Genomic DNA, 21,817 nt, shown 5'->3' with positions numbered 1-21,817 from the left:
TCACGGCGCGCCGGGTCCCGCCGGGCGGACGGTCCGCCCGGTGCGCGCGGATGCGTACAGGGCGAGGGTCAGGGCGAGGGAGCGGCGTGCGTCCTCCCCGCTCACCGCGGGGGGCCGGCCCTCCTCCACGGCCTCGCAGAAGTCGGCCAGCTGGGCGCGGTGCGAGGCGCCGGGCAGGCCCGTGGGGTCGCGTTCGTCGTCGTAGACCATCGGCAGGTCCGCGCTCTGGTCGCCGGCGCCGTAAGCGCCGTACGGGTCCTCGGCGTCACCGGCGGCGCGGGCGTGGTACCAGGCCAGGCGGTCGTCGTCGAGCACCGCCGAGCCCCGGTCGCCGTGGACCGCCAGGCGGGCCGTGCGCCCCGGGTAGGCGGCCGTGGTCGCCAGTACGGTGGCCAGCGCGCCGCCCGCGAAGCGGATCACCGCCGCCGCCGTGTCCTCCACGTCGATGCCGCGGTGCGCCAGCAGGGCCGTGTGGGCCGAGACCTCCACCGCCTCGCCCATGACCCACTGGAGCAGGTCGAGGGTGTGGACGCCCTGGTTCATGACGGCGCCGCCGCCGTCGAGGCGGGCCGTGCCGCGCCACTGGCCGGAGTCGTAGTAGCCCTGCGACCGCCACCAGGGCACCTCCGCGTGTGCCGAGGTCGGCGTGCCCAGCGCGCCCGCGCGCACCGAGTCGTGCAGGAAGCGGGCGGCGGGGTCGAACCGGTGCTGGAGGACGACGCCCAGCGTGCGCCCGCTCGAACGGGCCGCCGCCAGCAGCCGGTCGGCCGCCTCCAGGCTCACCTCCAGCGGCTTCTCGACGAGGACGTGCTTGCCCGCGCGCAGCGCCGCCGCGCCGATCTCGGCGTGCAGCCCGCTGGGCACGCACACGCACACCGCGTCGATGTCCGGGCGGGCCAGCAGCTCCCGCGCCGACCCGTACCACGCGCAGCCGTGCTCGGCCGCCAGGGCGCGGGCCCGGTCCGGGCCCGCGCCCGCGACGGCCACCAGGGTGGCGCGTCCGGGCAGCCGGGCGAGGGTCCGGGCGTGGACCCCGCCGATCACTCCTGCGCCGATGACGCCGAATCTGAGCATCCTGTCTTCCTGTAGATCGGGGTGGGACGGGTGGGAGGGGCCGCTCAGGCGGGGAGGCCGGCCGCCGCCGGGGACTCCCCGGCGGACGGGGCCCCGTCGAGCAGGGCCGCCGCCAGTGCGTCGTGGTGGGCCGCGGCCCACAGGGCGTCGCGCGCGATCCAGCCGTCGACGCCCGCCTCCACCAGCCCGGCGAAGGCGGGCTCGCCCTCCGCGGCCCTGCGCCGGACCAGGTCCAGCGTGAAGCGGATCCGGGCCGCGGCGAGCGAGGCCAGCCCCGCCCGCCGCTCCGGGGGCAGCCCGTACCCGTCGGCCAGCAGCCGCAGCCGCCGTCCCCGGTCCGGCGGGGTCCGCCAGCCGAAGGCCGCGCACCCCTCGTCGTCCGTCAGGGGCGCGAACTGCCAGGCGGCCTGCGCCAGATCCCACTCCGGGACCTCGCGCCCGGCGGCCTCCCAGTCGATGAAGGCGACCGGCCGCCCGTCGACGAAGACGGTGTTGCGCGGCGCGATGTCGTTGTGGCAGACCACCGTCTCCGGGCCCGAGGTGGCCGGCTCGAACGCCCAGCGCGCGGGCTCCGGCGAGAACCCCTCGGCGGCCCGGTGCATCCGGCGCATCAGCCGCCCCACCAGGAACACCGCACTGTCCGGCACCTCCGCCACCTGCGGGTTCTCCGGGACATGGCCCTCCACGTACTCCAGGACCTCGCGCCCCTGCTCGTCCAGGCCCAGCGCCCTCGGGGCGCCGCCGAAGCCGACGCGCTCGAAGTGGCCCAGCAGCCCCTGGACCGCCGGGGTCCACGGGCCGGCCGGGCGGCGGACCGTGTCCCCGATCCGCACCACCCGCGACATGCCGGCGTGCTCTTCCCCGTCCTTCACCGCTCCCGCTCCCCTCGTGCCGTCCCCGCCCCATCCGCCCCGCCCGCGCCGCTCACGGGCGGGCGCCCGCCAGGGCCATCCGCCCGGCTCCGGGCTCCACGCCCAGGCCGCGCAGCAGCCGCAGCTGTTCGTGGATCCGGCGCGCCCCGGTGTCGACGTCGCGGTGCACCCGGGGCGCCAGGGCCAGGCGCTCCATGCACTTCTCCACCCGCAGGTTCTCCAGGCGGCCGCGCTCCGGCATCAGCCAGTGGTCGAACTGGTGCTGCCACAGCAGGAGCACCGCGTCGTCGTTGCGCTCGCGGACGTCGTCGAGCGCGGTCAGCTGGAGGCCGCGGGCGTCGTCGCTGTTCATCCCGATGTGCGACCACCAGGTGTGGGTGTCGTCGGGGTCCTCGATCTCGATGCGCAGCCGCTCGCGGTCCTCCCACAGCGGCATGGTCTCGTCGGAGATCGAGAAGAAGTTGAGCATGAAGTGCCCGGAGTACTCGTCCACCAGGAAGTCGCGCGTCTCCCCGAACAGCTCCGGCGTCTCGCCCGGGTAGCCGATCATGAAGAAGACCACGTAGCCCAGCTCGCTGTTGCGCAGCGCGTGGAAGGCCCGCCGGTTCTGCTTCGCCGTGACCCGCTTGCTCATCAGCTTCAGGACCTCGTCGCTCATCGCCTCGAAGCCGATGTGCAGCTTGTAGCAGTGCGCCTCCAGCAGGGCGTCCACCAGGGCCTCGGAATCGACCGTGTTGGCCCGGCTGAAGCCCTCCCAGCGCACCCCCGCGTCCGGCAGGATCTCCAGCAGCCGGCGCAGCCGGGTGGGCGGCACCGTGAAGGTGGAGTCCATCGCGGAGATCATCCGCGCCTCGTTCTCGGCGACGTAGGCCAGCCAGTCCTGCTTGATCTTCTCCGCCGACTTGTAGCGCCACTTGGGCGAGGCCGCCGGGAACGAGCAGAACTTGCAGTCGAACGGACAGCCGCGCATCGACTCGTACGGGACGATCGGGAACCGGCCCTTGAGCCGGGGCGAGGGCTGCGCCTCGATGTCCATGTACTCCAGCGGGTTCACCCGGATCCGCTCGCCGTCGCGCCACACGGCGCCGGCGACCTCCTCCATGGAGCGGCCCGCGCCCACGGCCTTCAGCACCGCCGGCAGGGCCCGCTCGCCGTCCCCGCGCACCACCGCGGTCACCCCGGGGAACTCCGACATCACCTGGTGGAACTTCAGGTTGGTGTACTGCCCGCCGCAGACCACGGGGACCGACGGCAGCCGCTCCGCGATCCAGTCCATGACCGTCGCGAAGATGGCCTTGCTCCACATGTACGTGGTGGACAGCAGGACCACGTCGAAGTCGCCCGCGGGGAGTTCGGCCCTGCCCGAGTACACCCCGGCCAGGTCCATCAGGGCGTAGTCCTGCTCCGCGTCCTGGAGGATCGCCTCCAGCGTGAAGGTGGTCAGGTGCGGGACGGTCGTGGTCCGGGGGCGGCACAGCATCCGCCGCTCGCCGCCGTCGTTGTAGGTGAACTCGGAGAAGTCCAGGTCCGGGCAGCCCGCGCGGTCCAGCATGGCCCGCGTACGGGCGTCACGGCCGGCGCCGCTCGTGTCGAACAGCGACCCCCGCAGGTAGTCGAGATTGACGTAGCTCGGTCCCAGACCGCACATCAGCAGGGCGCGCACGGGCTGTCCTTCCCCTCGGTGAAAACGGATACGGGCGCGGCGCCGGCGGGCGCCCCGGCGGCGGGCCTCACGCGGCCGCCATGGCGTTGCCCAGGTAGTTGGGCAGGGCGGTCAGCCGGTCCCACTGGTCGTCCAGGTCGGCCGGGTAGGCCTCCCGGTAGCGCCGGGTGACCTCGGCGGCCTCGGCCCACGAGGCGGGCGTCAGGCCGCCGTTGTAGCGGGGGGCGAGCCGGTCGTAGAGCGTGGTCCCCGGGCGCAGGACGAGCTGGTTGAGCCCGAAGTCGGCGGGGAGCGAGGCCGCCCAGTCCACGAGCTCCCCGCCGGCGCAGGCCGGATCGTCGGGCAGCCCCAGCAGGACGAAGGCGAAGGGCTTGATGCCGGCGTCCGCCAGTTTGCGGATCGCCTCGGAGACCTTCTCCGGCGGCACCCGCTTGCCCACCCCGGCGTCGGCGACCCCGGGGGACTCCGCGCCCAGCCACATGCCCCGGCAGCCGGCGTCCGCCCAGCGCCGGACGTCGGTGCGCAGCACCACCTCCGCGCGGGTCTGGCCCGTCCACTCCAGGCCCGAGCCGGCCAGGCCGTCGCACAGGTCGTCGTAGAAGGTCCGGTGCAGCCCGAAGACGTAGTCGAGGAAGAACACCGACTCGGTGCCGCGCGCCTGGAGGGCGGCGGTCTCGGCCAGCGTCTGCGCGGCCGGGCGGTCCCGCATCCGGGAGCCGAAGGGCAGGTGGCAGAAGGAGCAGCCGTAGCTGCAGCCGCGCACGCCCATCACCAGTCCGCAGGGCGCCCGGCGGGTCCGCCCGTCCACCACCACCTCGGCGGTGTACGCCAGGGGGTCCGTCAGCCCGTACGCCGGCAGCGGCCATCCGTCGGAGGGCAGGTCCGGGTAGCTGCCGGCCGGGGGCAGGACGGGGGTCAGGGCGCGCCGGCGCAGGATGTCGCGCACCGCCTGGACGGCGGCGGAGTCGGCCTCGCCCCGGGCGACGTGGTCGACGCCCAGCTCGCGGAGGGTCGCCTCCGGCAGGTGGGTGGGGTGCGGTCCGACGGCGAGCACGGGCACGCCCGGCCACAGTCCGCGCACCGCCTCCACGGCCTCCTTCACCCGTCCGAGGTCCAGCGGGTAGCACTGGGCCCGGTCGGCCACGGCGGTCACCACGACCACCAGGTCGGGGGCGCTCCCGGGAGCCGGGAGCCCGTCGAGCCGCCGGTCCCACAGGCTCACCGTCGTCCCGTCCCCCTGGAGGACCGCCGCGGCGTTCAGGACGTCCAGCGGCTGCTGGAGGAAGTGGCGCTCGAACTCGTCCTGGGCGACGACGAAACACACGTGGGTCATGCGGACTCCTGTCGGGGCGAGAAGACGGACCCGGCGGCGGTACGGGGCGCGGTGCGGCCCGCGCCGGCCGGGCGCCCGAGCCGCTCGGCACCGCCCCGGGCCGCGTCGGCGGTCCGCGGCCGGACGGCGCCGACCAGGGAGGCGATCCGGCGCAGCGGGCGCAGGTCGGGCGGCGGGCAGCCGACGGCCGACAGGGAGGCGAGCAGGCCGGTCCAGGCGTTGTCGATGAGCGGGTCGGCGACCTCCAGGCGGCGGTCCCCGTGCGGGGTGCGCACCGTGATGCGGTGCACGTCCCGGCGGACCTGCCCGGGCCGGGGGCCGCCGAGCGGCTCCAGCTCGGCGGTGAACCGGGAGGTGGCCGTCTCCACCCGGACCAGGCGCTGGCGTTCGCCCGTCGCCTTCGGGTAGTCCCGGGTCCAGGCGGGGCGGGGCAGCGCGGCCTCGGCGCCCTCGCCCGCCACCGTGGAGAACAGCTCCACGGCCACCCCGCGCACGGTGGTGCGCTCGTGGGCGGCGGCCAGGGCGAGCGCGGGCTCGTACGCGGTGCGCAGCGCGCCCGGGGCCACGGGGCCGCGCAGGTAGGCGTCGTAGACGGGCTCGGGCAGGAAGTGTCCGAGGGCGGCCAGCATGTGGAGCCACTCGTAGCCGAAGACCCCGTGGTCCCGGTCGACGAAGCGGCCCCGGGCCACGTCGGGCCTGCGGTCCTTGGTGAAGGCCACGCGCAGCGCCCGGACGGGCTCGCCCGGCGCCTCGCGGGCGACCAGGCGCGCCATCGCGGCCAGGACGGCGGAGTCCCGGTACTGGTTCATCACCACCACCCGGGCCGCCGGCAGGGTGGCCAGCAGCTCGGCCAGGGCCCCGGCCTCCGCCGCGCGGCAGGCGGGCTTCTCCACCACGATCCGCGCGGCGGCGTCCAGGGCCAGCACGGAGGCCACCACGGGCAGGTGGGTGTGGGTCGGGGTGCACACCACCCAGACATCGATGTCACGGACGTCGGGGACCTCGGCGAACCCGCGCCACCAGTCCATCGCCGGGGCGGGGGCCCGCAGGGGCGCCGGGTCCAGGACGCTGACCCGCAGCCCCATCCGGGTGAGCACCCCGGCGTGCAGCCGCCCCACGCTGCCGTACCCGATGACGCAGGCGTGCGCGGCCCCGTTCGGGCCGGCCCCCTTCACGGGCGGGCCCGCCGCTGCGCGTCGCCGGGGGGCGCGTCGGCCACGTACGTCTCGTAGTACGTCTCGAACAGGCCCGCCTCCCGGACGGCCTCGTCGACCTCGTGCACGTGTACGCCCGGGGCGAGCGCGTCGGCCCGGCGGCACAGCTCGCGGACGGCGATCAGGGTGCCGGCCCGGTAGGCGTCGTAGCCGGAGTTGGGGATGCCCTCGTACTCGAAGAGGTTGAGCGAGCGGCCGTCGCCCAGCAGGGTGGCCAGGCCGCCGCCGGGCAGCCGGTAGCGGGCGCCGACGCCGGTCAGGGTGGACTCGGGCAGGCCCGCGCCGCCGGTGCTCAGCAGGCTGAAGTCCTTGGTGGCGAAGCCGGCCAGGAGCACCCCGTCCGGCAGCAGCGGCAGGTCCTCGGCGCGCAGCAGGGGCTCGCCCGTGCTGCCCGTCACCAGGAAGGGGGAGCAGCGGCGCAGCGCGGCGTTCAGGGTGGGCTCGGTCTCGAAGCCCTGCTCGGCGGCCTGGATCAGGGCCAGGGTGTCCTGGTCGACCACGGTGACCCGGCAGCCGAGGGAGCGCAGCCGGCGGGCGAGCCGGGCGCCCAGGGTGCCGAAGCCGACGGCGACGACGCGGCGGCCGATGAACTTCCGGCCCGGCACCAGCTCGCGCAGCCGCCGCAGGCAGGAGTCGGCGATCTCCTCGTACGACAGCAGGCTCTTGAGCTGCGAGCGGGCGACGTTGAAGACGGGCACGGCGGGCGGCGGCCCGCTCCCGATCCGCTTGAGCCCGCTGACGGTGAGCTCGACCACGGCGTCCACGGGCTCGCTCACCAGCCGGGCGCTGCCGGGACCGCGGGCCAGCAGCCCGCCGTCGTCGATGACCAGCACCCGCCGGCCGGCGCGGTGGGCGGCGTCGATGAACCGGTCGACGTCGGCGGCCACGAGCCGGGCGGCCGCGACCTCCTGGCCGGGGGCGGTCCCGTCGATGACGGAGTTGTCCAGCACGTCGCTGCGGTACCCCCGGGCGCGGAACCAGGCGTGCACCCGGTGCCGTCCGGCCGTGCGGTCGCCCTTGGCCAGCGCGTAGATCCACTCGCGCGGGATGCCCGCGCGCTCGGCCGCGAGGAGGAAGCCGACGCTGTTCTCCACGTAGTGGTCGCGGAAGACGAGGGCCCAGTCGCCGATCTCGGCCCCCCGGTCCGCGAAGTGGCGCAGCAGGGGCATGGCCGACCAGAGGGCGTCGACCTCGGCGTGCGTGAGCCGGTCGGCCCGTTCCCTTACGGCCTCGACGATCTCCCGTACGGGGTCGGGCAGCCGGTCGCCCTCGGGCACGTCGGCCAGTACCGCCGTGCGCCAGAGCGCGGGCTCCGGTACGACGGGGTCCAGGGTGCGGTGCCGGGCGGGCGCCGCCGGTTCCCAGACCAGGCGCACGTGGTGTCCCGCGACGCGGATGCCGACGGCGCGGGGTGCGCCGTCCGGGCCCTCCTGCGTGTGCCACGCCGTGACGGGGTGCGGGGCGACGGCCTCGGAGACGGCGTCGCGCACCTCGTCGGGCGAAGCCGGTCCGGTCAGCGCCTCGATCAGCCGGAGGGAGGCGAACTCCCAGCCGCTGTCGCCCAGTCCACCCCGGGCGGTGGTCGTTTCGACGTCGACGGTCACCGCGCCGGCCCCCTCGGTCCGGCGGGCGGCGTGGATGGCATAACAGTCAAAACGGACTCCTCGGATCGGGCATGACGAACGGGCGCGCCCAGCGCGCACGGTGATTCGTCAGGGGAGTGGCCGGTCGGTGCCGGGAAGGGCACGCCACTGATCGCGGGCCGGTACGTCACGGCCTGGCGCGGACGGCTTCTCCGGGGCGCGGCAGTCCGCCGCGCCGTCCGGGTGTTTCTTCTGGGCGACCGCCGCGCCCCTCGTGCGATCACGCTCGTGTCGGCCCCGTGGGGCCCGCGCCCCGGCTGGGGGCGGTGCGGCTAGCGGGGGGAGGACGGCCTGCAGTCGTGGGTGGGGGAGGGTCGGCAGTTGCCCCACGAGGTGTTGGTGATGTCGACGGTGCCGGACGCCTGGACGCGGGTGGAGGACGCGGCCGAGGGAGCGGAGGCGGCCTGCCCGGCGGCGACGGCGGGGGCCGAGAGGGCGCACACGGCGGTCACGGTCACGACGGCGCCGAATGCGGTGCGGAGAAGACGGTTCACGGCGAGTCCTTCAGTTCATGGGAAGGGAACAGGCTCGAACGGCGGGGGCCCTGTGGGGCGGAGGCGCCGTTACTGCTCCGTTGTCAGGATTGTTTCTGGTGTGTCCCTCGAGGACCAGCCGTGCCGGCTGTCATTAAAGTGACAGATGAGCAGGTGACAGGGGGAGGAACTGCGCGAAATGGACATACTGAACGGTCCAGGTGTGACATCAGCGGACACGGCGGCGCTGTATCCGGGCACCGGCGAGCCCGACCGGCTCGCGGCGGCCCGTCTCGGCGCGACGGCGGACTGGCGGGTGTACGACCACGTCCGCGCGCACGGCCGAACGGCCCCCGCCGCCCTCGCCGGTGACCTCGGCATCCGCTCCGAGGAGGCCGAGGCCGCACTGGCCCGGCTGACCGAACGGCACCTGGTCCACCGCGACCCCGCCGACCCGTGCCGGGGCACCGCCCTGTCCCCGCAGGCGGCCCTGGCGGACCTCACGGCCGAGGTCGAGGCCCGCATCGCCGCCGAGACCGCCACCCACCAGCAGCGCCTGGCCGTCCTGCGCGAGGACATCCAGCGCTTCACCCGCCTCACCCACCCCGGCGTCCACGGCGCCGAGCCGGACGCGGTCAGGCTGCTCCCCGACATCACCGCGGTCCAGGCCCTCCTCCAGCAGGAGGCCGACCGGTGCCGCGACGAGGTCATCGCCTGCCAGCCGGGGGACGTCTCGCGCAACCCGGAGAACCTCGAACCCGCCCTCGTCCGCGACCGCGCCCTGCTCGAACGCGGCATCCGGATGCGCACCCTCCAGCAGCACGCGGTCCGCTTCCACGGCCCCACCCAGGCCTACGTCGCGGCCGCCACCGCCCTGGGCGGCGAGTACCGCACGGCCCACGAACTCTTCGGCCGCCTCATCGTCTTCGACGACACCGTCGCCTTCCTGCCGGCCGACACCGTCACCTGGGGCGCGGTCGTCGTCCGCGAACCCCACCTCATCGCCTACCTGCGCGGCATCTTCGAACAGGCCTGGACCCACGCCACCGCCTTCGTCGACACCACCACCCTCGGCGCCGAGGCCCTCGAAGAGGCCGCCCGCGACATCGACACCACCCTGCTCAGCCTCCTGGCCGACGGCCTCAAGGACGAGACGATCGCCCGCCGCCTGGGCCTGTCCCTGCGCACGGTCCGCCGCCGCGTGGCGGACATCCTGGAACGCCTGGGCGCGGAGAGCCGCTTCCAGGCAGCGGTCATCGCCACCCGCACGGGCCTGTTCGACACCCCGGCCGACACCGGGACCCCGCCGCTGCCCGGGGAGTGACGGGGTCCCGGTGGACGTACCCGCGCGGTGCTACGCGAGGGGACGCCCGTCCACCGGCCACACCAGGACCTCGTGTCCGTCCGGGTCGGTCACCCGCAGGGAGCCCGGGACGTCGCGAGGGCCTCGTGGGGTGATCGGCACGTCGTGCTTCTCCACCATGGCCCTGATGCCCGCCGGGTCCGAGGTCTGCACGGTGAACTGCAACGGTCCCGACGTCGGAGTGTCCAGTGGGACGGACGTCTCCAACAGGGCCAGCCAGGGCGTCACATAGAGCACGGTGCCCCGGTCCTGCACGGGAAGCCCGAGCACCTCGCCGTAGAAGTTCCGGGTCTCCGCCAGGCTGCGCACGTGGACGGCCATACGGGTCACCGCCGCGGTGGTGGTGGGCGGCTCCCGCCGTACCGGCTCCGGAGGCCCTCCCCGCCTCACCGCACGGTCCACGTACAGCGACTGGCCGTCGTCCAGGGTCAGCGCGAAGCGCGTGACGTCCTGGCTCTCGCCGTCCAGGCGGTACTGCCGCACCTGTGTCACGGCGCGGCCGTCGACGAACCGGTCCGTGCTCCCGTTCTCCGCGAGGGAGCTGAGCCATTGGGGCTGTCCCACTTCAGGGCGCTTCCCCCCGGTCGCGTCCGAGTCAGGGAGCGGTTCGACCAGCGCGGCGGCGGTGCGTGAGAGGTAGGCGTCGTCCTGGACCTCGCGCATGAGCGGGGCGATCCAGTCCGTGCCGTGCAGGGCGCCGAGCAGCGCGGCGGTCATCGAGGCGAGCGTGTCGGTGTCGGCGCGGTCCAGGAAGGCGGCCCTGAGCAGACCCATGGCCGGACGTACGGAGGAACGCGCCGCCAGGTAGCAGGCGGCGGCCGCCGAGACGGTTCCCGCGCCGTTGCGCTCCCTGTCGAAGCAGCCGAGTGCCCCGAGCGTCCGGGCGTCGTCCGCGAGGGCGGCCCGCTCCAACGACGACCGGGCCGTCGCGAGCAACCCGTCCATCTCCCGGGCGGTGTCGGCCCACGCCGTGTCGAAGGACCCGCCGGTGGCATCCGCGAAGGCGGATGTCCAGCCCTCGGGGAGGGCTTCGCGCGCGAGGTCGGGGTCGCGCCACTGTGGCATGCCGATGACGGCGGGCACCAGGTCCCCGTACTCGCCGGCGTCCTGCCGACGGAGCGTGTGCCGGACGGCCAGGGCGTAGACCACCGCACCGAGCAGCGCGCGCGGATGACCGTGGGTCAGTACTCCGTCAGCCACCACGCGCGACATCAGCCGTTCGGGAGAGGAGTCGGTCAGCGTGCGGACGCAGTGGGGGGCGATCCTCATGGCGACACCGTTGGCGCCGGCGTTGAAGTAGGCCTCCGTCTTCTTGCCTCGGCCTTCCCAAGGGCGGGCGCCGGCCTGCCAGCCACGGCACGCGCTCAGCACGGCCCGACCGCCACCACGCTGGTAGAGCGGCCATGCCGGGAGTTCGACCTCCGTGAGCCAGGCCTGCCAGTCGTCACCGCGTAGACAGGCGCGCGCCGTGGCGAGCAGCAGCTGGGTGTCGTCGCTGTACTCGCCCGCCGCGACCGGGTCCCGGTAGCGGGTGTACGGGCCGCCGGCCCGGCGGAGCCACGGGCGGAAGGCGAGAGCCGGGGCCGTGTTCCGCGAGGCGTGCCCTCCGACGATGCCGCTGCGCTGCTCCTGCGGCCAACCCAGGGCATCACCGACGGCCGCCCCGAACAGCAGGCCGCGGGTACGGTTCAACAGATCTGCCGGCCTCTGTCCGGTCACCGGGTCGTCCCATCACTCTGCGGCGGCACCCAGACGGCCTCGGCGAGGGGAGGCCCGTTGCGCACGCGGCTGCTCAGTCGGCTCCTATCAAACAGCACCGGCTCCACGAGCCATGTCAGAGGCGGTACTTCCGCCTTGAGGACGCGGAGCCGGGCCAGCTCGTTGGCCACCGCCTCGTGGCTGGGCATGGCGACGGCCACCACGTGCCCGAGTTCGATCGGGCCCGGTACCAGCACCTCCGCCTGCAAGTTGGTGGCGGCCCCCTGGAGGTGGCCTGCTCCACGTGGCCAGCCGTCGCTCGTCGTGGCGAACAGTTCCAGCAGTGCGTCGGGGCCGGGGCGCAGCCGGGCGCCGTTCTGTTCCGCCGCATTGCACGGCGCGAAGAGCGTGCCTTCGCGCAGGACCAGCTCCACGTCCAGGAACAGGCAGATCCAGTCGCGGTAGTTCTGGTGGTCGGGCTTCCGCCGAGCCTGTGCCAGGTAGTAGCCGTTGGGGAACTGGAAGGTGCAGCAGACCTTGTCGGGCTGCCTGTCGAACCGCTCGCGATCGGTGGGGGTGAACTGCTCGGGCGCCGCCTCCGCGAGGTCCTTGCTGCTGCGGATCGCCCCGTCGCGCAGGATGTGCGGGAAGCTGCGCGCGGGGGTGAAGTGGGCGAGCCGGGTGGCTCCGCTCCGGCGCAGCGCTTCGGCCGGGGTGAGGCCGCTGGTACGGGTCACGGCCGCACCTCCGCGTACAGGCCGTCGCCGCCGGGCAGCAGGTGCGTCCTCGTTCCGCTGTAGGTGATGACGAGATCCGACTTGGCGCGCGTGATGCCGACGTAGAGGAGCTTCGACTCCCGCTCGGCGGCGTCGTCCACGCCCAGGGCCCTGACCACCTCGGGGAGCGGCAGGGTGTCTTCGGAGCAGAAGGGCATCAGGACCGTGTCGAACTCGAGGCCCTTCGCCGAGTGATATGTGGTGCCGTACACCCCTGGTGCGTAATCCCAGCTGAACTGCCGGCCCCTCTCGATTCGCTGGACCGTCAGGCCCGCGCATGCCTCGTCCACATCGGCCCAGGTGCGGCCCAGTACGACGACCGTTCCCACTTGGCCCAGCTGCCGGGCGGTCGACCGGATCACCGCTGCCTCCTGCGCGCGGTCGACGCATGCGACCAGTGTGGGCAGAGAGCCCCTGGAGAGGGGCGCGACCGGTGGTACGAGCTCGTCGGTGCGGCCGAAGAAGGGCAACCGGCTCAGGGCGATGGCGAACTCGGCGATGGCCGTTGAATTGCGGTAGTTGTCCTTGAACATCTCGACGCGGGCCACCTTCAGCCCGCAGGCCCGCCACGACATCCCCTGCCCGTAGATCTGCTGGGCGTAGTCGCCGAAGAAGGTGACGGAGCCCTCGGGGTCGACGACCTCGGCGAGCGACCGGATCTCCTCCGGCGAGAGGTCCTGGCCCTCATCGATGATCACGTGCCGGTACGTCCGCGGCCCGCGATCCCTGGCCTGGTGGTCGCGCACGGAGGCGGCCATGTCGTGCCAGTCGTACGACAGACCTGCTGCCGTCCGGTGCAGCCGGTACTCCTCCGCGACCTCCCAGACGAGCCTGCGCAGCGGGACGCCGAGGGCCGTCCGGCGGCCCAGCCGGTCAACGGCCTCGTACGCCTCCCAGGTGCGCAGGCCCATGCCGGAGATCCAGGCGATCTCGTCCTCGAACCATCCGGGATCCCGCTCGAAGAGCTTGTGCGGGCCGTACCTCGAAGCCACGGCCCTGAGCGCGGACTGGATCAGCCGCCGACGCACGGGGGACGAGGCGATCGGCTGATCCCTCATCCCGCCGCGGCGATGCAGGAAGTTGCGCGCGAAACGGGCGTAAGTGCTGATGTCGAGCCGGTCGGCTTTACCGGAGAGGTGTCTGAGGTAGGAGACGAGAGCGTTGTTGTAGGTCACGAGCAGGGTCCTGCCGGATCCCGAGACTCCCGGATCCGACAGGTACAACGCCCGCAGCATGGCCATCACGGTCTTGCCGGTCCCCGCCGTACCGAGAACCACATGATGGCCCGCCGCAGGCAGGTACGCCACGTCTGACTGCCGCCCCACCGGCTCCGGAAGCCCCATCCCCCACCCCTTCACGTATGAGACTCCGTCAGAGCCCCTGTGAAGGATGCCTGTTCCCCCGGATGATCTACATGTCTTTACGCCAAGGACCCCGCCCAGGACGTTTCTCTCGGATCACTGGATCGGTGGCGGGAGCGTCGCTGACAACCGTGGGGTGCCACGGTGCGGGGACGCGCTACCGTACGGGCCAAACCGTTCTCCGAGTTCCGGGAGCAGCGCATGGCCGTAACGTCCGTCCGGCCCGAGTGGGGTTCTCTCCACCACGACGTGCGCACGTACGTGGAGAGCCGGCTCGCTGCACGTGTTGTCGAGGCGATTCCGTGCGGGGGCGGATTCACCCCTGGCGTCGCGTCTCGGCTGTGTCTGGACGACGGGCGGCGGGTCTTCCTCAAGGGCATGGATGCCGAGCACCCGTTCGCCTCACAGTACGGGGACGAGGTGGCCGTGACCTCCGTACTCCCTGACGGCGTCGGGCCGCGTGTGCTGTGGTCGGCCGGCCCTGCCGAGTCGGTTGGCTGGTGGTGGCTGTGTCTTGAGGACATCCCCGGAACGGTGCCCGTGCTGTCCCCCGGGTCTGCGGACACGGAGATGACGCTGGCGGCCGTCGAGCAGGCCGCGAAGCTGCTGACGCCCTCGCCGCTGGACGGCGCTAAGCCCATCGCGGAGCTGGTGGGACGGTGGCTCACCGGTTGGTCGACTCTGTCCGCGCAGATTCCGGATGACCTCGACCCCTGGGCAGCGCGGCACCTGGAGGCCCTCGCGGCGATCGAGCAGGGCTGGCGGCAGGCCGCCGGCGGGAACACGCTGCTGCACTGGGATCTGCGCCCGGACAACATGCTGCGCCGTGAGGACGGGACCGTCGTCATCATCGACTGGTCCTATCAGAACCAGGGTGCGGCGTGGATCGACCCGGCCGTGCTGGTGCCCTACCTGATTCTCGACGGTCACACCGCTGCCGAGGCTGAGACCGCGGTGGCCCGTCTCCCGCAGCCCGAGGATCCTCAGGTGTTGACCGCGTTCGCCGCCGGCCTCTGCGGGTACTGGGAGAAGTCCTCTCGCCGGTCCGCTCCTCCCGGGGTTCCCTTCCTCCGGGCCCACCAGGCCCGGTCCGCTGAGGCCGCGCGTACGTGGCTGCGGTACCGGACCGGGTGGGAGTGACGGGTCCTTACCCGTAGGGGCCTTTGCCGTGCTGGCCGAGGAAGCGGGCCAGGCGGTTGGAAGCCCCTTCGAGTACACCCTCCGGAAGCCGGTACCCGATGAAGGGGTAGAAGCGCTGGCTGATGAACCTGCGGCCGTACGCGGTGGTCAGTACGTACCGCGTGCGGCCGGACCGGTTGGGCGCGCCACGGTGCCACGTCTGGCTGTTGACCAGGTAGACGTCGCCGGCTCGTGCGAGCAGGGATCTCGGCTCGCCGGGGAGGTCGGGACTGTAGGGCGGCCGTCGGCCGGACAGGTGGCTTCGGGGGACGACCTGCGTCGGGCCGTATTGCTCGTGCTCGATGCCGCTGAGCGCGACCATCATGTTGAGGGCGAAGCAGGGGATGTTCTCCCGAGGCGCCCCGGCCCCGTCCAGGAAGGGGAAGAAGAGGGTGTCGTCGATGTGCCAGTTGGCGATCCCCCCGCCCGGCGGGATGCGGAGTGCGTTCTGGGAGATCACATGACAGTCCGGGCCCAGGATCGATTCGACCAGGGTCGCCAGAGGCTCTGCGGTGATCACGTCGCGGAACGCCTGGTCATGCTCGAACATGCGCATCAGGCTGACGTCGCCGCGCACGAGGTCACGTTCCGGATCGGCGGCGTGGACCTGCGGGTCCTGAAAGTGTTGCTCGACCAGGACCCGCAGGTGTTCGGCCGCAGCCGGGGGCAAGGCGGACGGCAGGATCACGAATCCGTCCCGGTGGAACGCCTCGGTCGCTCCCGCGAGGTCATGCGGCCTGTCCACCGCTACCGGCCGGCGGGCACGGGGACGTCGGCGTAGTCCTCTTCCGGGACCTCGGGGGCCATGTGCTCGGCGCCCACCCAGATCCGTCGGCCGAACTCCCGGTACGGCTCGGTGTTGAGGATGAACGAGTGCCACACCATGTCGACCGGGCCCGAGGGGGCGTTGTGCTCCTTCGGGTAGAGCATCGTCAGCGCCACGTACTGACGGAACTCCTCGATCAGCGGGATCGCGTACTTGTGGAAGAAGTAGTCCCGGAACGCGACGGCCTTCTCGTCGTCCACGCCCTCGAAGGTGCCCTCCGACCGGTTGAACACGAGCCACTGCTTCATGACCTCGGCGGCCCAGTGGCGACAGTGACCGTCCCACTGGCCGAACCACAGCAGCAGCGGGAGAACCTGCTCGTTGTCGAACAGGCGGCCGTCCCGCAGGAGCCTGCGCGGGCTCATGCCCAGCAGCAGGAACCCCATGTCGTACTCCTCCAGCATGCGCAGGCGCTCACGCAGGCCGTCGTCCATGTCGGGCACGGCCGCCAGGCACTTGTCGAGGACCGCCCCCGGTTCGGCCACCAGCTTGATCTTGTCCACGTGGACTCTCCGTCTCCTGTGGGGGGCCGGGCACCGCGTGCGGCACCCGGCCCCGGTTCACTTGGTGCGGGGCGGTCTTACGCGGTGGCGCTGATCGCCGGCGTGACGCTGTAGCAGTCGGAGCACGTCTCCTCGCCGGACGGCCAGTGCCGGTCGTCGCGGACGCCGAAGACGTCGGCCATCCGCTGCTTGGTCTGGTGGTAGATCGGCGCGTATCCCTCGGCCGTGACTTCATTGGACGGAACGTGACCGCGCATGGTGTGCATCCTCTCGTTCGTCGTTCGGTGGGGTCGCCGGGAAGCGGGTTCCCGGCACTCGTCGCTCCGGGTGCAGTGACGAGTCAACGGCCGTACGGACCACCTGGGGAATGAAGTCCTGCTGAAGTTACGCGGCTCGGGTCGGCCTCTCTCGGTCACCCGATCGGCCCCGACTGCCAGACTGGCCGGCATGATGGAACTCAATGGAGCCCCCGCCGATCTTGAGGCCGTGAAGGCCCTGGCGCTGGTCAACTACGGGCACTTCACGTCGATGCGTGTCGATGACCAGCGGGTGCGGGGGCTGTCCCTGCACCTGGAGCGGCTGCGCCGTGACTGCCGCGCCGTCTTCGCCGCCGAACTCGACATGGACCGCGTCCGTGACTACGTACGCCGGGCGGTCGCCGGCCGTGACGGTTCGTTCGTCGTCCGGATCAGCATCTTCGATCCGGCCCTGGACATGGGCCACCCCTCGTCGCCCGCCACCCCTCATGTCCTGGTGACCAGCCGCCCGACGGGTCAGCTCCAGATGCCACCCATGAAGGTCAAGGCCGTTCCGTACGTGCGCGACGTCCCGGCTGTGAAGCACATCGGTCTCTTCGGCGCCCTCCATGCCCGCCGGGCAGCCCAGTTGGACGGATTCGACGACGCGTTGTTCTACGGGCCGGATGACCTGATCTCCGAAGGCGGCACCTGGAACGTCGGCTTCATCGACACCGAGGGATCCGTGATCTGGCCGAAGGCGGAAGTCCTGCCCGGAGTCACCATGGCGCTCCTCCAGCAGCAGCACCAGCACTCGGTCACACACGTCACGCGGGAGGCGGCGCACGGAATGCAGGCCGTGTTCGCCACCAACACGAGCATCGGCGTGCGCGCCGTCAGCGCCATCGACTCCACGCCGTTCCCGGCCGGCCATCCGGTCCTGGCCGCCCTGCGCGAGGGATACCTGGCGGCTCCGGGCGAACTCGTCTAGCCAGGCTACGACATGGGGGTGGTGCGATGGACGGGGAGAGAGACGAGGGCCTTACGCACGGCCCTGCGGATGACCGTCCGCAGGTTCGCCGTCCACATCGGGGTCAGCGACCGCATGGTGTCGCACTGGGAGGCGGCCGGGATCGCCATCGCCCCGCGACCCTCCAACCAGGCCGCGCTCGACACCGCGTTGTCCTGCGCGGGTACGGAGGCGCAGGAGAGGTTCGCGGTCCTGATCACGGAGCGGGCCGCTGCGGCCGAGGACCGGCGTGCGGAGATACTGCTGGCCGCCGATCCGCTCCGGTTCGTGCGGCACCCGGTCGACGGGAAACTGATGGTGGAGGTGCCGGAGGGCCTCTTCCTGCGGGGTGACTCAGGCGGGACGGCGTGGCTCTCGGCGTTCCACCTGGACGTGTTCCCCACCACGAACGCCGACTACTTCCGCTTCGTGTCCGCCACCGGGTATCCGCCGCCGCAGCACTGGCAGGGGACTCGGTATCCGGAGAGTCTCTTCGACCACCCGGTGGTGTGGGTGACGTGGCGCGATGCCGCCGCCTACGCCGCGTGGGCCGGCAAGGCGCTCCCCAGCAGTGCCCAGTGGGAGAAGGCCGCCCGGGGGACGAAGGGCAACGTCTACCCCTGGGGCAACAGCCCCACCGCGGCGAAGTGCAACGTCGCCGACTCGGGTATCGGGCACACTACCTCCGTCAGCCGCTACCAGAGCGGCGCAAGCCCCTTCGGGGCCTATGACCTGTGCGGCAACGTGTGGGAGTGGTGTGCCACCGAGTCCGCACCGGGGCGCCGGGAGCTGAAGGGGAGCGCGTTCACCAGCCCCTTCGTCCGTGCGGCACCCGCGTCCTTCAACGACGCCTCCACCGGCATGTGTGACGAGGACACCGGCTTCCGCTGTGTCGCCGGGCCCTTTTGATCCGGAAACCGGGAAGCCCCCGCCGTCGCCCGGGTGCCGGGGCGGGGGCTTCGCGGTGTGGGTCGGGGCCGGGAGCCTAGATGTCGCGGAAGATCTCGATCTGCGCGCCCACCGAGTTGAGGCGTTCCGCCAGTTCCTCGTAGCCGCGGTTGATGACGTAGACGTTGCGGAGCACCGACGTGCCCTCCGCCGCCATCATCGCCAGCAGGACGACCACCGCCGGGCGCAGGGCCGGCGGGCACATCATCTCCGCCGCGCGCCAGCGGGTGGGGCCCTCGACCAGGACGCGGTGGGGGTCCAGGAGCTGGAGGCGGCCGCCCAGGCGGTTGAGGTCCGTCAGGTAGATGGCGCGGTTGTCGTACACCCAGTCGTGGATCAGGGTCTGGCCCTGGGCCACCGCGGCGATGGCGGCGAAGAAGGGGACGTTGTCGATGTTGAGCCCGGGGAAGGGCATCGGGTGGATCTTGTCGATCGGGGCTTCGAGCTTGGAGGGGCGGACCGTGAGGTCGACCAGGCGGGTGCGGCCGTTGTCGGCGACGTACTCCGCGGAGCGGTCGTGGTCCAGGCCCATCTCCTCCAGGACCGCCAGCTCGATCTCCATGAACTCGATCGGCACCCGGCGGATGGTGAGTTCGGACTCCGTGACCACCGCGGCGGCCAGCAGGCTCATCGCCTCGACCGGGTCCTCGGAGGGGGAGTAGTCCACGTCCACGTCGATGTTCGGGACGCCGTGGACCGTGAGGGTGGTGGTGCCGATGCCCTCGACCTTGACGCCCAGCGCCTCCAGGAAGAAGCACAGGTCCTGGACCATGTAGTTGGACGAGGCGTTGCGGATGACGGTCACGCCGTCGTGGCGGGCCGCGGCCAGCAGGGCGTTCTCGGTGACCGTGTCCCCGCGCTCGGTCAGGACGATCGGGCGGTCGGGGGAGACGCCCGGCTCGACCTTCGCGTGGTAGATGCCCTCGGTCGCGGTGATGTCCAGGCCGAAGCGGCGCAGGGCGATCATGTGCGGCTCGATGGTGCGGGTGCCGAGGTCGCAGCCGCCGGCGTAGGGCAGGCGGAAGTGCTCCATCCGGTGGAGCAGCGGGCCGAGGAACATGATGATGCTGCGGGTGCGGACGGCCGCCTCCGCGTCGATGGCGTCCATGTCGAGGACGGCCGGCGGGATCAGCTCCAGGTCCACGCCGTCGTTGATCCAGCGGGTGCGGACGCCGATGGAGTTGAGGACCTCCAGGAGGCGGTAGACCTCCTCGATGCGCGCCACCCGGCGCAGTACCGTACGGCCCTTGTTGAGCAGCGAGGCGCACAGCAGGGCGACACAGGCGTTCTTGCTCGTCTTGACGTCGATAGCACCGGACAGGCGGCGGCCGCCGACCACGCGCAGGTGCATCGGGCCGGCGTAGCCCAGGGAGACGATTTCGCTGTCGAGCGCTTCACCGATTCGGGCGATCATCTCAAGGCTGATGTTCTGGTTGCCGCGCTCGATGCGGTTCACCGCGCTCTGGCTGGTGCCGAGTGCCTCGGCGAGCTGCGTCTGGGTCCAGCCCCGGTGCTGCCGGGCGTCACGGATGAGCTTGCCGATGCGTACGAGGTAGTCGTCTGCCATGGCTGCACGGTATCTCAGATATGAGATGGTGATCGCATCGGGCGGCGCGGATGGGTGAATCCAGCGGTATTCCCGGGTATATCGGGCTTACCGGTCGTCAGCTCGCCCCCCGGGGCGGGGGCGTGACGCCCCCGCCCCGCGCCCCCGCCCCGCGCCCCCCGCCCCGGGCGGACGGGTCTCAGTGCCCCGTGCAGCCGCAGGCCCGGTGGCGGCCGCCGTGGACGGCGGCGTACGCGGCCGGGCGCGGGGCCGCCGCCCCGCGCGCCAGGCCGGCCGAGGCCGCGCGGCCCGCGGCCGAGTCGCCGTCGTGCACCACGCGCCCGCCGACCAGCGTCATCCGCACCCCGGTCCCGCTGATGTCGGCCACCGGGCAGCGCGTCACATCCCGGTCCAGCAGCACCAGGTCCGCCGCCTTGCCCCGCTCCACCGTCCCCGTCAGCCCGTCCTGGCGCAGCTGCCAGGCCGTGCCCAGGGTGTGCATGCGCAGCGTGGACGTCCGGCTCAGCGCCTCCAGCTCCGGGTGCAGCGCGCCCGCGCCGTACGCCCCCTGGCGGTCGATCGCCGTACGGAGCTGGTTCCACACCTGGAGGGCGTCCACCGGCCAGTCCGAGCCGCCCGTCAGCCGGGCGCCGGCCCGCTCCAGGCTGCGCGCCGGGTACATCCGCCGGTGCCGCTCCGGTCCGATGTACGGCAGCAGCGCCTCCATCGTCCAGGTGTCGGCGGTGGCCCACTGGAGCTGCATGCAGGCGGCCACCCCGAGCCGGGCGAACCGCGGCAGGTCGGCCGGGTCCACCAGCTGCAGGTGCGCGACCGTGTTGCGCAGGTCGCGCCGGCCCGTGGTCCGCAGGGCGGCCTCGTACCCGTCCAGCGCGGTGCGGACCGCCCGGTCACCCAGGCCGTGCGCGTGCATCTGCCAGCCGATCCCGTTGAACGCGGCGGTCAGCCGCCCGTAGTCGGCGGCCGAGGTGTACAGCTCGCCCCGGTTGCCGGTGGGCCGGCCCTGACCGTCGAGGTAGGGGTCCAGCAGCGCCGCCGTCTGCGCCGGGTACTCGATGACCCCGTCCAGGAACACCTTCACCGTGCCGAAGCGCAGCCCGGCCACCCCGCGGAACTCCCGCTCCAGCCCCCGCGCGTAGGCCATGGAGGCCTCCGGGTCCTTCGTCTGCTCCACGTCCAGCCGGATCGCCGGAACGATCCGCTGCGGCAGCCGGCCGGCCGCCGAGAGCGCCTGGTAGAGCTCCAGTTCGTGCCGCCCGACCAGGGCGTCCATCATCGTCGTCACCCCGGACGCGGCCGCCTGGGCCAGCACCTTGGCGCAGGCCTCGACCAGCTCGGCCCGGGTGGGCTCCGGGACGTGCCGCTTCACCAGGTCCTGGGCGTCGTCCTTCAGCACGCCGGTCGGCTGCCCGTCCGCACCCTTGACGATCTTGCCGCCCGCCGGATCGGGCGTGGCGGCCGTGATGCCCGCGATGTCCAGCGCCCGCCGGCTGGCCCAGAGGTTGTGCCCGTCGCCGCCGACCAGCACCACCGGCCGCCGGGTCGGCAGCGCGTCCAGCAGCGCGTGGTGCGGCAGGGTGCCGGTGGGCAGCAGCCCGACCGGGTTCCAGTCCTCCACCACCAGCCAGGTGTCGGGCTCCGCCCCGGCGCCGCCGGTGTCGGCGAGGAAGCCCGTGAGGATCTCCGTCAGCTCGGCGGCCGTGGTCTCCGCACCCTCCAGCGAGGGCCGCAGCGACCGGTCGCCCGCGCCCAGCGGGTGGACGTGCCCGTCGTGGATCCCGCTCATCAGGGTGGCGCCGCGCCCGTCGACCACCTCGGTGTCCCGCCCGGCCAGCCGGCGCACCTCCGCGTCCCCGCCGACGGCGAGGATCCGCCCGTCGCGGCCGACCGCCACGGCCGTCGCCGGCGCGCCGCCCGGCGTACCCGTGAACACCCGCGCGCCGTGCACCACCAGGGCGGCCGCGCCGCGCGCGGAGGCCGCCGGAGTCTCCCCTTCCTCCTGGCCACGGCCCTCGGGACGGTGCCCAACACGGCCGCGTACGTGGTCGCCGGGGCCAGCGCCTCCTCCCCCGGATCCCCCGC

The 21,817-nt window shown here is 72.9% G+C and carries 19 protein-coding genes; 4 read left to right on the top strand and 15 right to left on the bottom strand.

Annotated features, from left to right (window positions below; all coding sequences use genetic code 11):
* The 7 genes from AB0O29_RS24130 to AB0O29_RS24100 all read right to left on the bottom strand — a co-directional run bounded on the left by AB0O29_RS24130 (position 1) and on the right by AB0O29_RS24100 (position 8,293).
* Positions 1-1,074, bottom strand: a complete 1,074-nt coding sequence (locus AB0O29_RS24130; protein WP_365154598.1) for a Gfo/Idh/MocA family oxidoreductase — start codon at positions 1,072-1,074, stop codon at positions 1-3.
* Between the two features lie 44 nt (positions 1,075-1,118).
* On the bottom strand, positions 1,119-1,946 hold the full coding sequence (locus AB0O29_RS24125; protein WP_365154596.1) for a phosphotransferase: 828 nt from the start codon (positions 1,944-1,946) through the stop codon (positions 1,119-1,121).
* Between the two features lie 52 nt (positions 1,947-1,998).
* Positions 1,999-3,609, bottom strand: coding sequence for a radical SAM protein (locus AB0O29_RS24120; protein WP_365154593.1), 1,611 nt, complete (start codon positions 3,607-3,609; stop codon positions 1,999-2,001).
* A 67-nt stretch (positions 3,610-3,676) separates the two neighbouring features.
* Positions 3,677-4,942, bottom strand: coding sequence for a radical SAM protein (locus AB0O29_RS24115; RefSeq protein WP_365154590.1), 1,266 nt, complete (start codon positions 4,940-4,942; stop codon positions 3,677-3,679).
* Positions 4,939-6,117, bottom strand: coding sequence for a Gfo/Idh/MocA family oxidoreductase (locus tag AB0O29_RS24110; protein ID WP_365154588.1), 1,179 nt, complete (start codon positions 6,115-6,117; stop codon positions 4,939-4,941). Before AB0O29_RS24110 ends, AB0O29_RS24115 begins: the two co-directional genes overlap by 4 nt.
* Complete coding sequence (locus AB0O29_RS24105) at positions 6,114-7,760, bottom strand: hypothetical protein (protein ID WP_365154585.1); 1,647 nt, start codon at positions 7,758-7,760, stop codon at positions 6,114-6,116. Before AB0O29_RS24105 ends, AB0O29_RS24110 begins: the two co-directional genes overlap by 4 nt.
* 311 nt (positions 7,761-8,071) lie before the next feature.
* Positions 8,072-8,293: a hypothetical protein gene (locus AB0O29_RS24100; protein ID WP_365154582.1), complete on the bottom strand. Its 222-nt coding sequence runs from the start codon at positions 8,291-8,293 to the stop codon at positions 8,072-8,074.
* 202 nt (positions 8,294-8,495) lie between these two features.
* Between AB0O29_RS24100 and AB0O29_RS24095 the strand changes: the two genes are divergently transcribed.
* A complete protein-coding gene (locus AB0O29_RS24095; protein WP_365154579.1) occupies positions 8,496-9,596 on the top strand; it encodes a helix-turn-helix transcriptional regulator in 1,101 nt (366 codons plus the stop codon).
* Between the two features lie 30 nt (positions 9,597-9,626).
* Here AB0O29_RS24095 and AB0O29_RS24090 read toward each other — a convergent pair whose 3' ends face one another.
* From AB0O29_RS24090 to AB0O29_RS24080, 3 genes are read right to left on the bottom strand one after another with little or no spacing between them, the layout of a single operon-like run.
* The gene (locus AB0O29_RS24090; RefSeq protein ID WP_365154576.1) at positions 9,627-11,327 is read right to left on the bottom strand and encodes an ADP-ribosylglycohydrolase family protein; all 1,701 of its coding nucleotides are present in this window, start codon (positions 11,325-11,327) and stop codon (positions 9,627-9,629) included.
* Between the two features lie 23 nt (positions 11,328-11,350).
* Positions 11,351-12,070 carry a DarT ssDNA thymidine ADP-ribosyltransferase family protein gene (locus AB0O29_RS24085; RefSeq protein ID WP_365154573.1) on the bottom strand — a complete coding sequence of 240 codons (720 nt, stop codon included), beginning with the start codon at positions 12,068-12,070 and terminating at the stop codon, positions 11,351-11,353.
* Positions 12,067-13,452: a 3'-5' exonuclease gene (locus AB0O29_RS24080; RefSeq protein ID WP_365154570.1), complete on the bottom strand. Its 1,386-nt coding sequence runs from the start codon at positions 13,450-13,452 to the stop codon at positions 12,067-12,069. The genes AB0O29_RS24085 and AB0O29_RS24080 overlap by 4 nt, the downstream gene beginning before the upstream one ends.
* 267 nt (positions 13,453-13,719) lie before the next feature.
* Here AB0O29_RS24080 and AB0O29_RS24075 point away from each other — a divergent pair, with 267 nt between their 5' ends.
* The gene (locus AB0O29_RS24075) at positions 13,720-14,610 is read left to right on the top strand and encodes a phosphotransferase (RefSeq protein ID WP_365154568.1); all 891 of its coding nucleotides are present in this window, start codon (positions 13,720-13,722) and stop codon (positions 14,608-14,610) included.
* Positions 14,611-14,617: 7 nt separating this feature from the next.
* Here AB0O29_RS24075 and AB0O29_RS24070 read toward each other — a convergent pair whose 3' ends face one another.
* From AB0O29_RS24070 to AB0O29_RS24060, 3 genes are all read right to left on the bottom strand, one after another.
* A complete protein-coding gene (locus AB0O29_RS24070; RefSeq protein ID WP_365154566.1) occupies positions 14,618-15,394 on the bottom strand; it encodes a phytanoyl-CoA dioxygenase family protein in 777 nt (258 codons plus the stop codon).
* A gap of 2 nt (positions 15,395-15,396) precedes the next feature.
* On the bottom strand, positions 15,397-15,978 hold the full coding sequence (locus AB0O29_RS24065; RefSeq protein ID WP_365154563.1) for a hypothetical protein: 582 nt from the start codon (positions 15,976-15,978) through the stop codon (positions 15,397-15,399).
* A 77-nt stretch (positions 15,979-16,055) separates the two neighbouring features.
* On the bottom strand, positions 16,056-16,235 hold the full coding sequence (locus AB0O29_RS24060) for a hypothetical protein (protein ID WP_365154561.1): 180 nt from the start codon (positions 16,233-16,235) through the stop codon (positions 16,056-16,058).
* Between the two features lie 190 nt (positions 16,236-16,425).
* Between AB0O29_RS24060 and AB0O29_RS24055 the strand changes: the two genes are divergently transcribed.
* Both AB0O29_RS24055 and AB0O29_RS24050 read left to right on the top strand, forming a co-directional pair.
* A complete protein-coding gene (locus AB0O29_RS24055) occupies positions 16,426-17,205 on the top strand; it encodes an aminotransferase class IV family protein (RefSeq protein ID WP_365154558.1) in 780 nt (259 codons plus the stop codon).
* A gap of 69 nt (positions 17,206-17,274) precedes the next feature.
* Positions 17,275-18,132 carry an SUMF1/EgtB/PvdO family nonheme iron enzyme gene (locus AB0O29_RS24050; RefSeq protein WP_365154555.1) on the top strand — a complete coding sequence of 286 codons (858 nt, stop codon included), beginning with the start codon at positions 17,275-17,277 and terminating at the stop codon, positions 18,130-18,132.
* Between the two features lie 76 nt (positions 18,133-18,208).
* Here AB0O29_RS24050 and AB0O29_RS24045 read toward each other — a convergent pair whose 3' ends face one another.
* Positions 18,209-19,738 (bottom strand): UDP-N-acetylglucosamine 1-carboxyvinyltransferase, encoded by a 1,530-nt coding sequence (locus AB0O29_RS24045; RefSeq protein ID WP_365154552.1) that lies wholly within the window; start codon positions 19,736-19,738, stop codon positions 18,209-18,211.
* A gap of 178 nt (positions 19,739-19,916) precedes the next feature.
* The gene (locus AB0O29_RS24040) at positions 19,917-21,668 is read right to left on the bottom strand and encodes an amidohydrolase (protein WP_365154549.1); all 1,752 of its coding nucleotides are present in this window, start codon (positions 21,666-21,668) and stop codon (positions 19,917-19,919) included.
* Positions 21,669-21,817 lie beyond the last annotated feature (149 nt).

It is taken from the genome of Streptomyces sp. NPDC089915, assembly GCF_040684675.1.
GTDB lineage: Bacteria > Actinomycetota > Actinomycetes > Streptomycetales > Streptomycetaceae > Streptomyces.
Note: the sequence above shows the minus strand (reverse complement) of the source record. Positions and strands in the feature narration are given on the sequence as shown.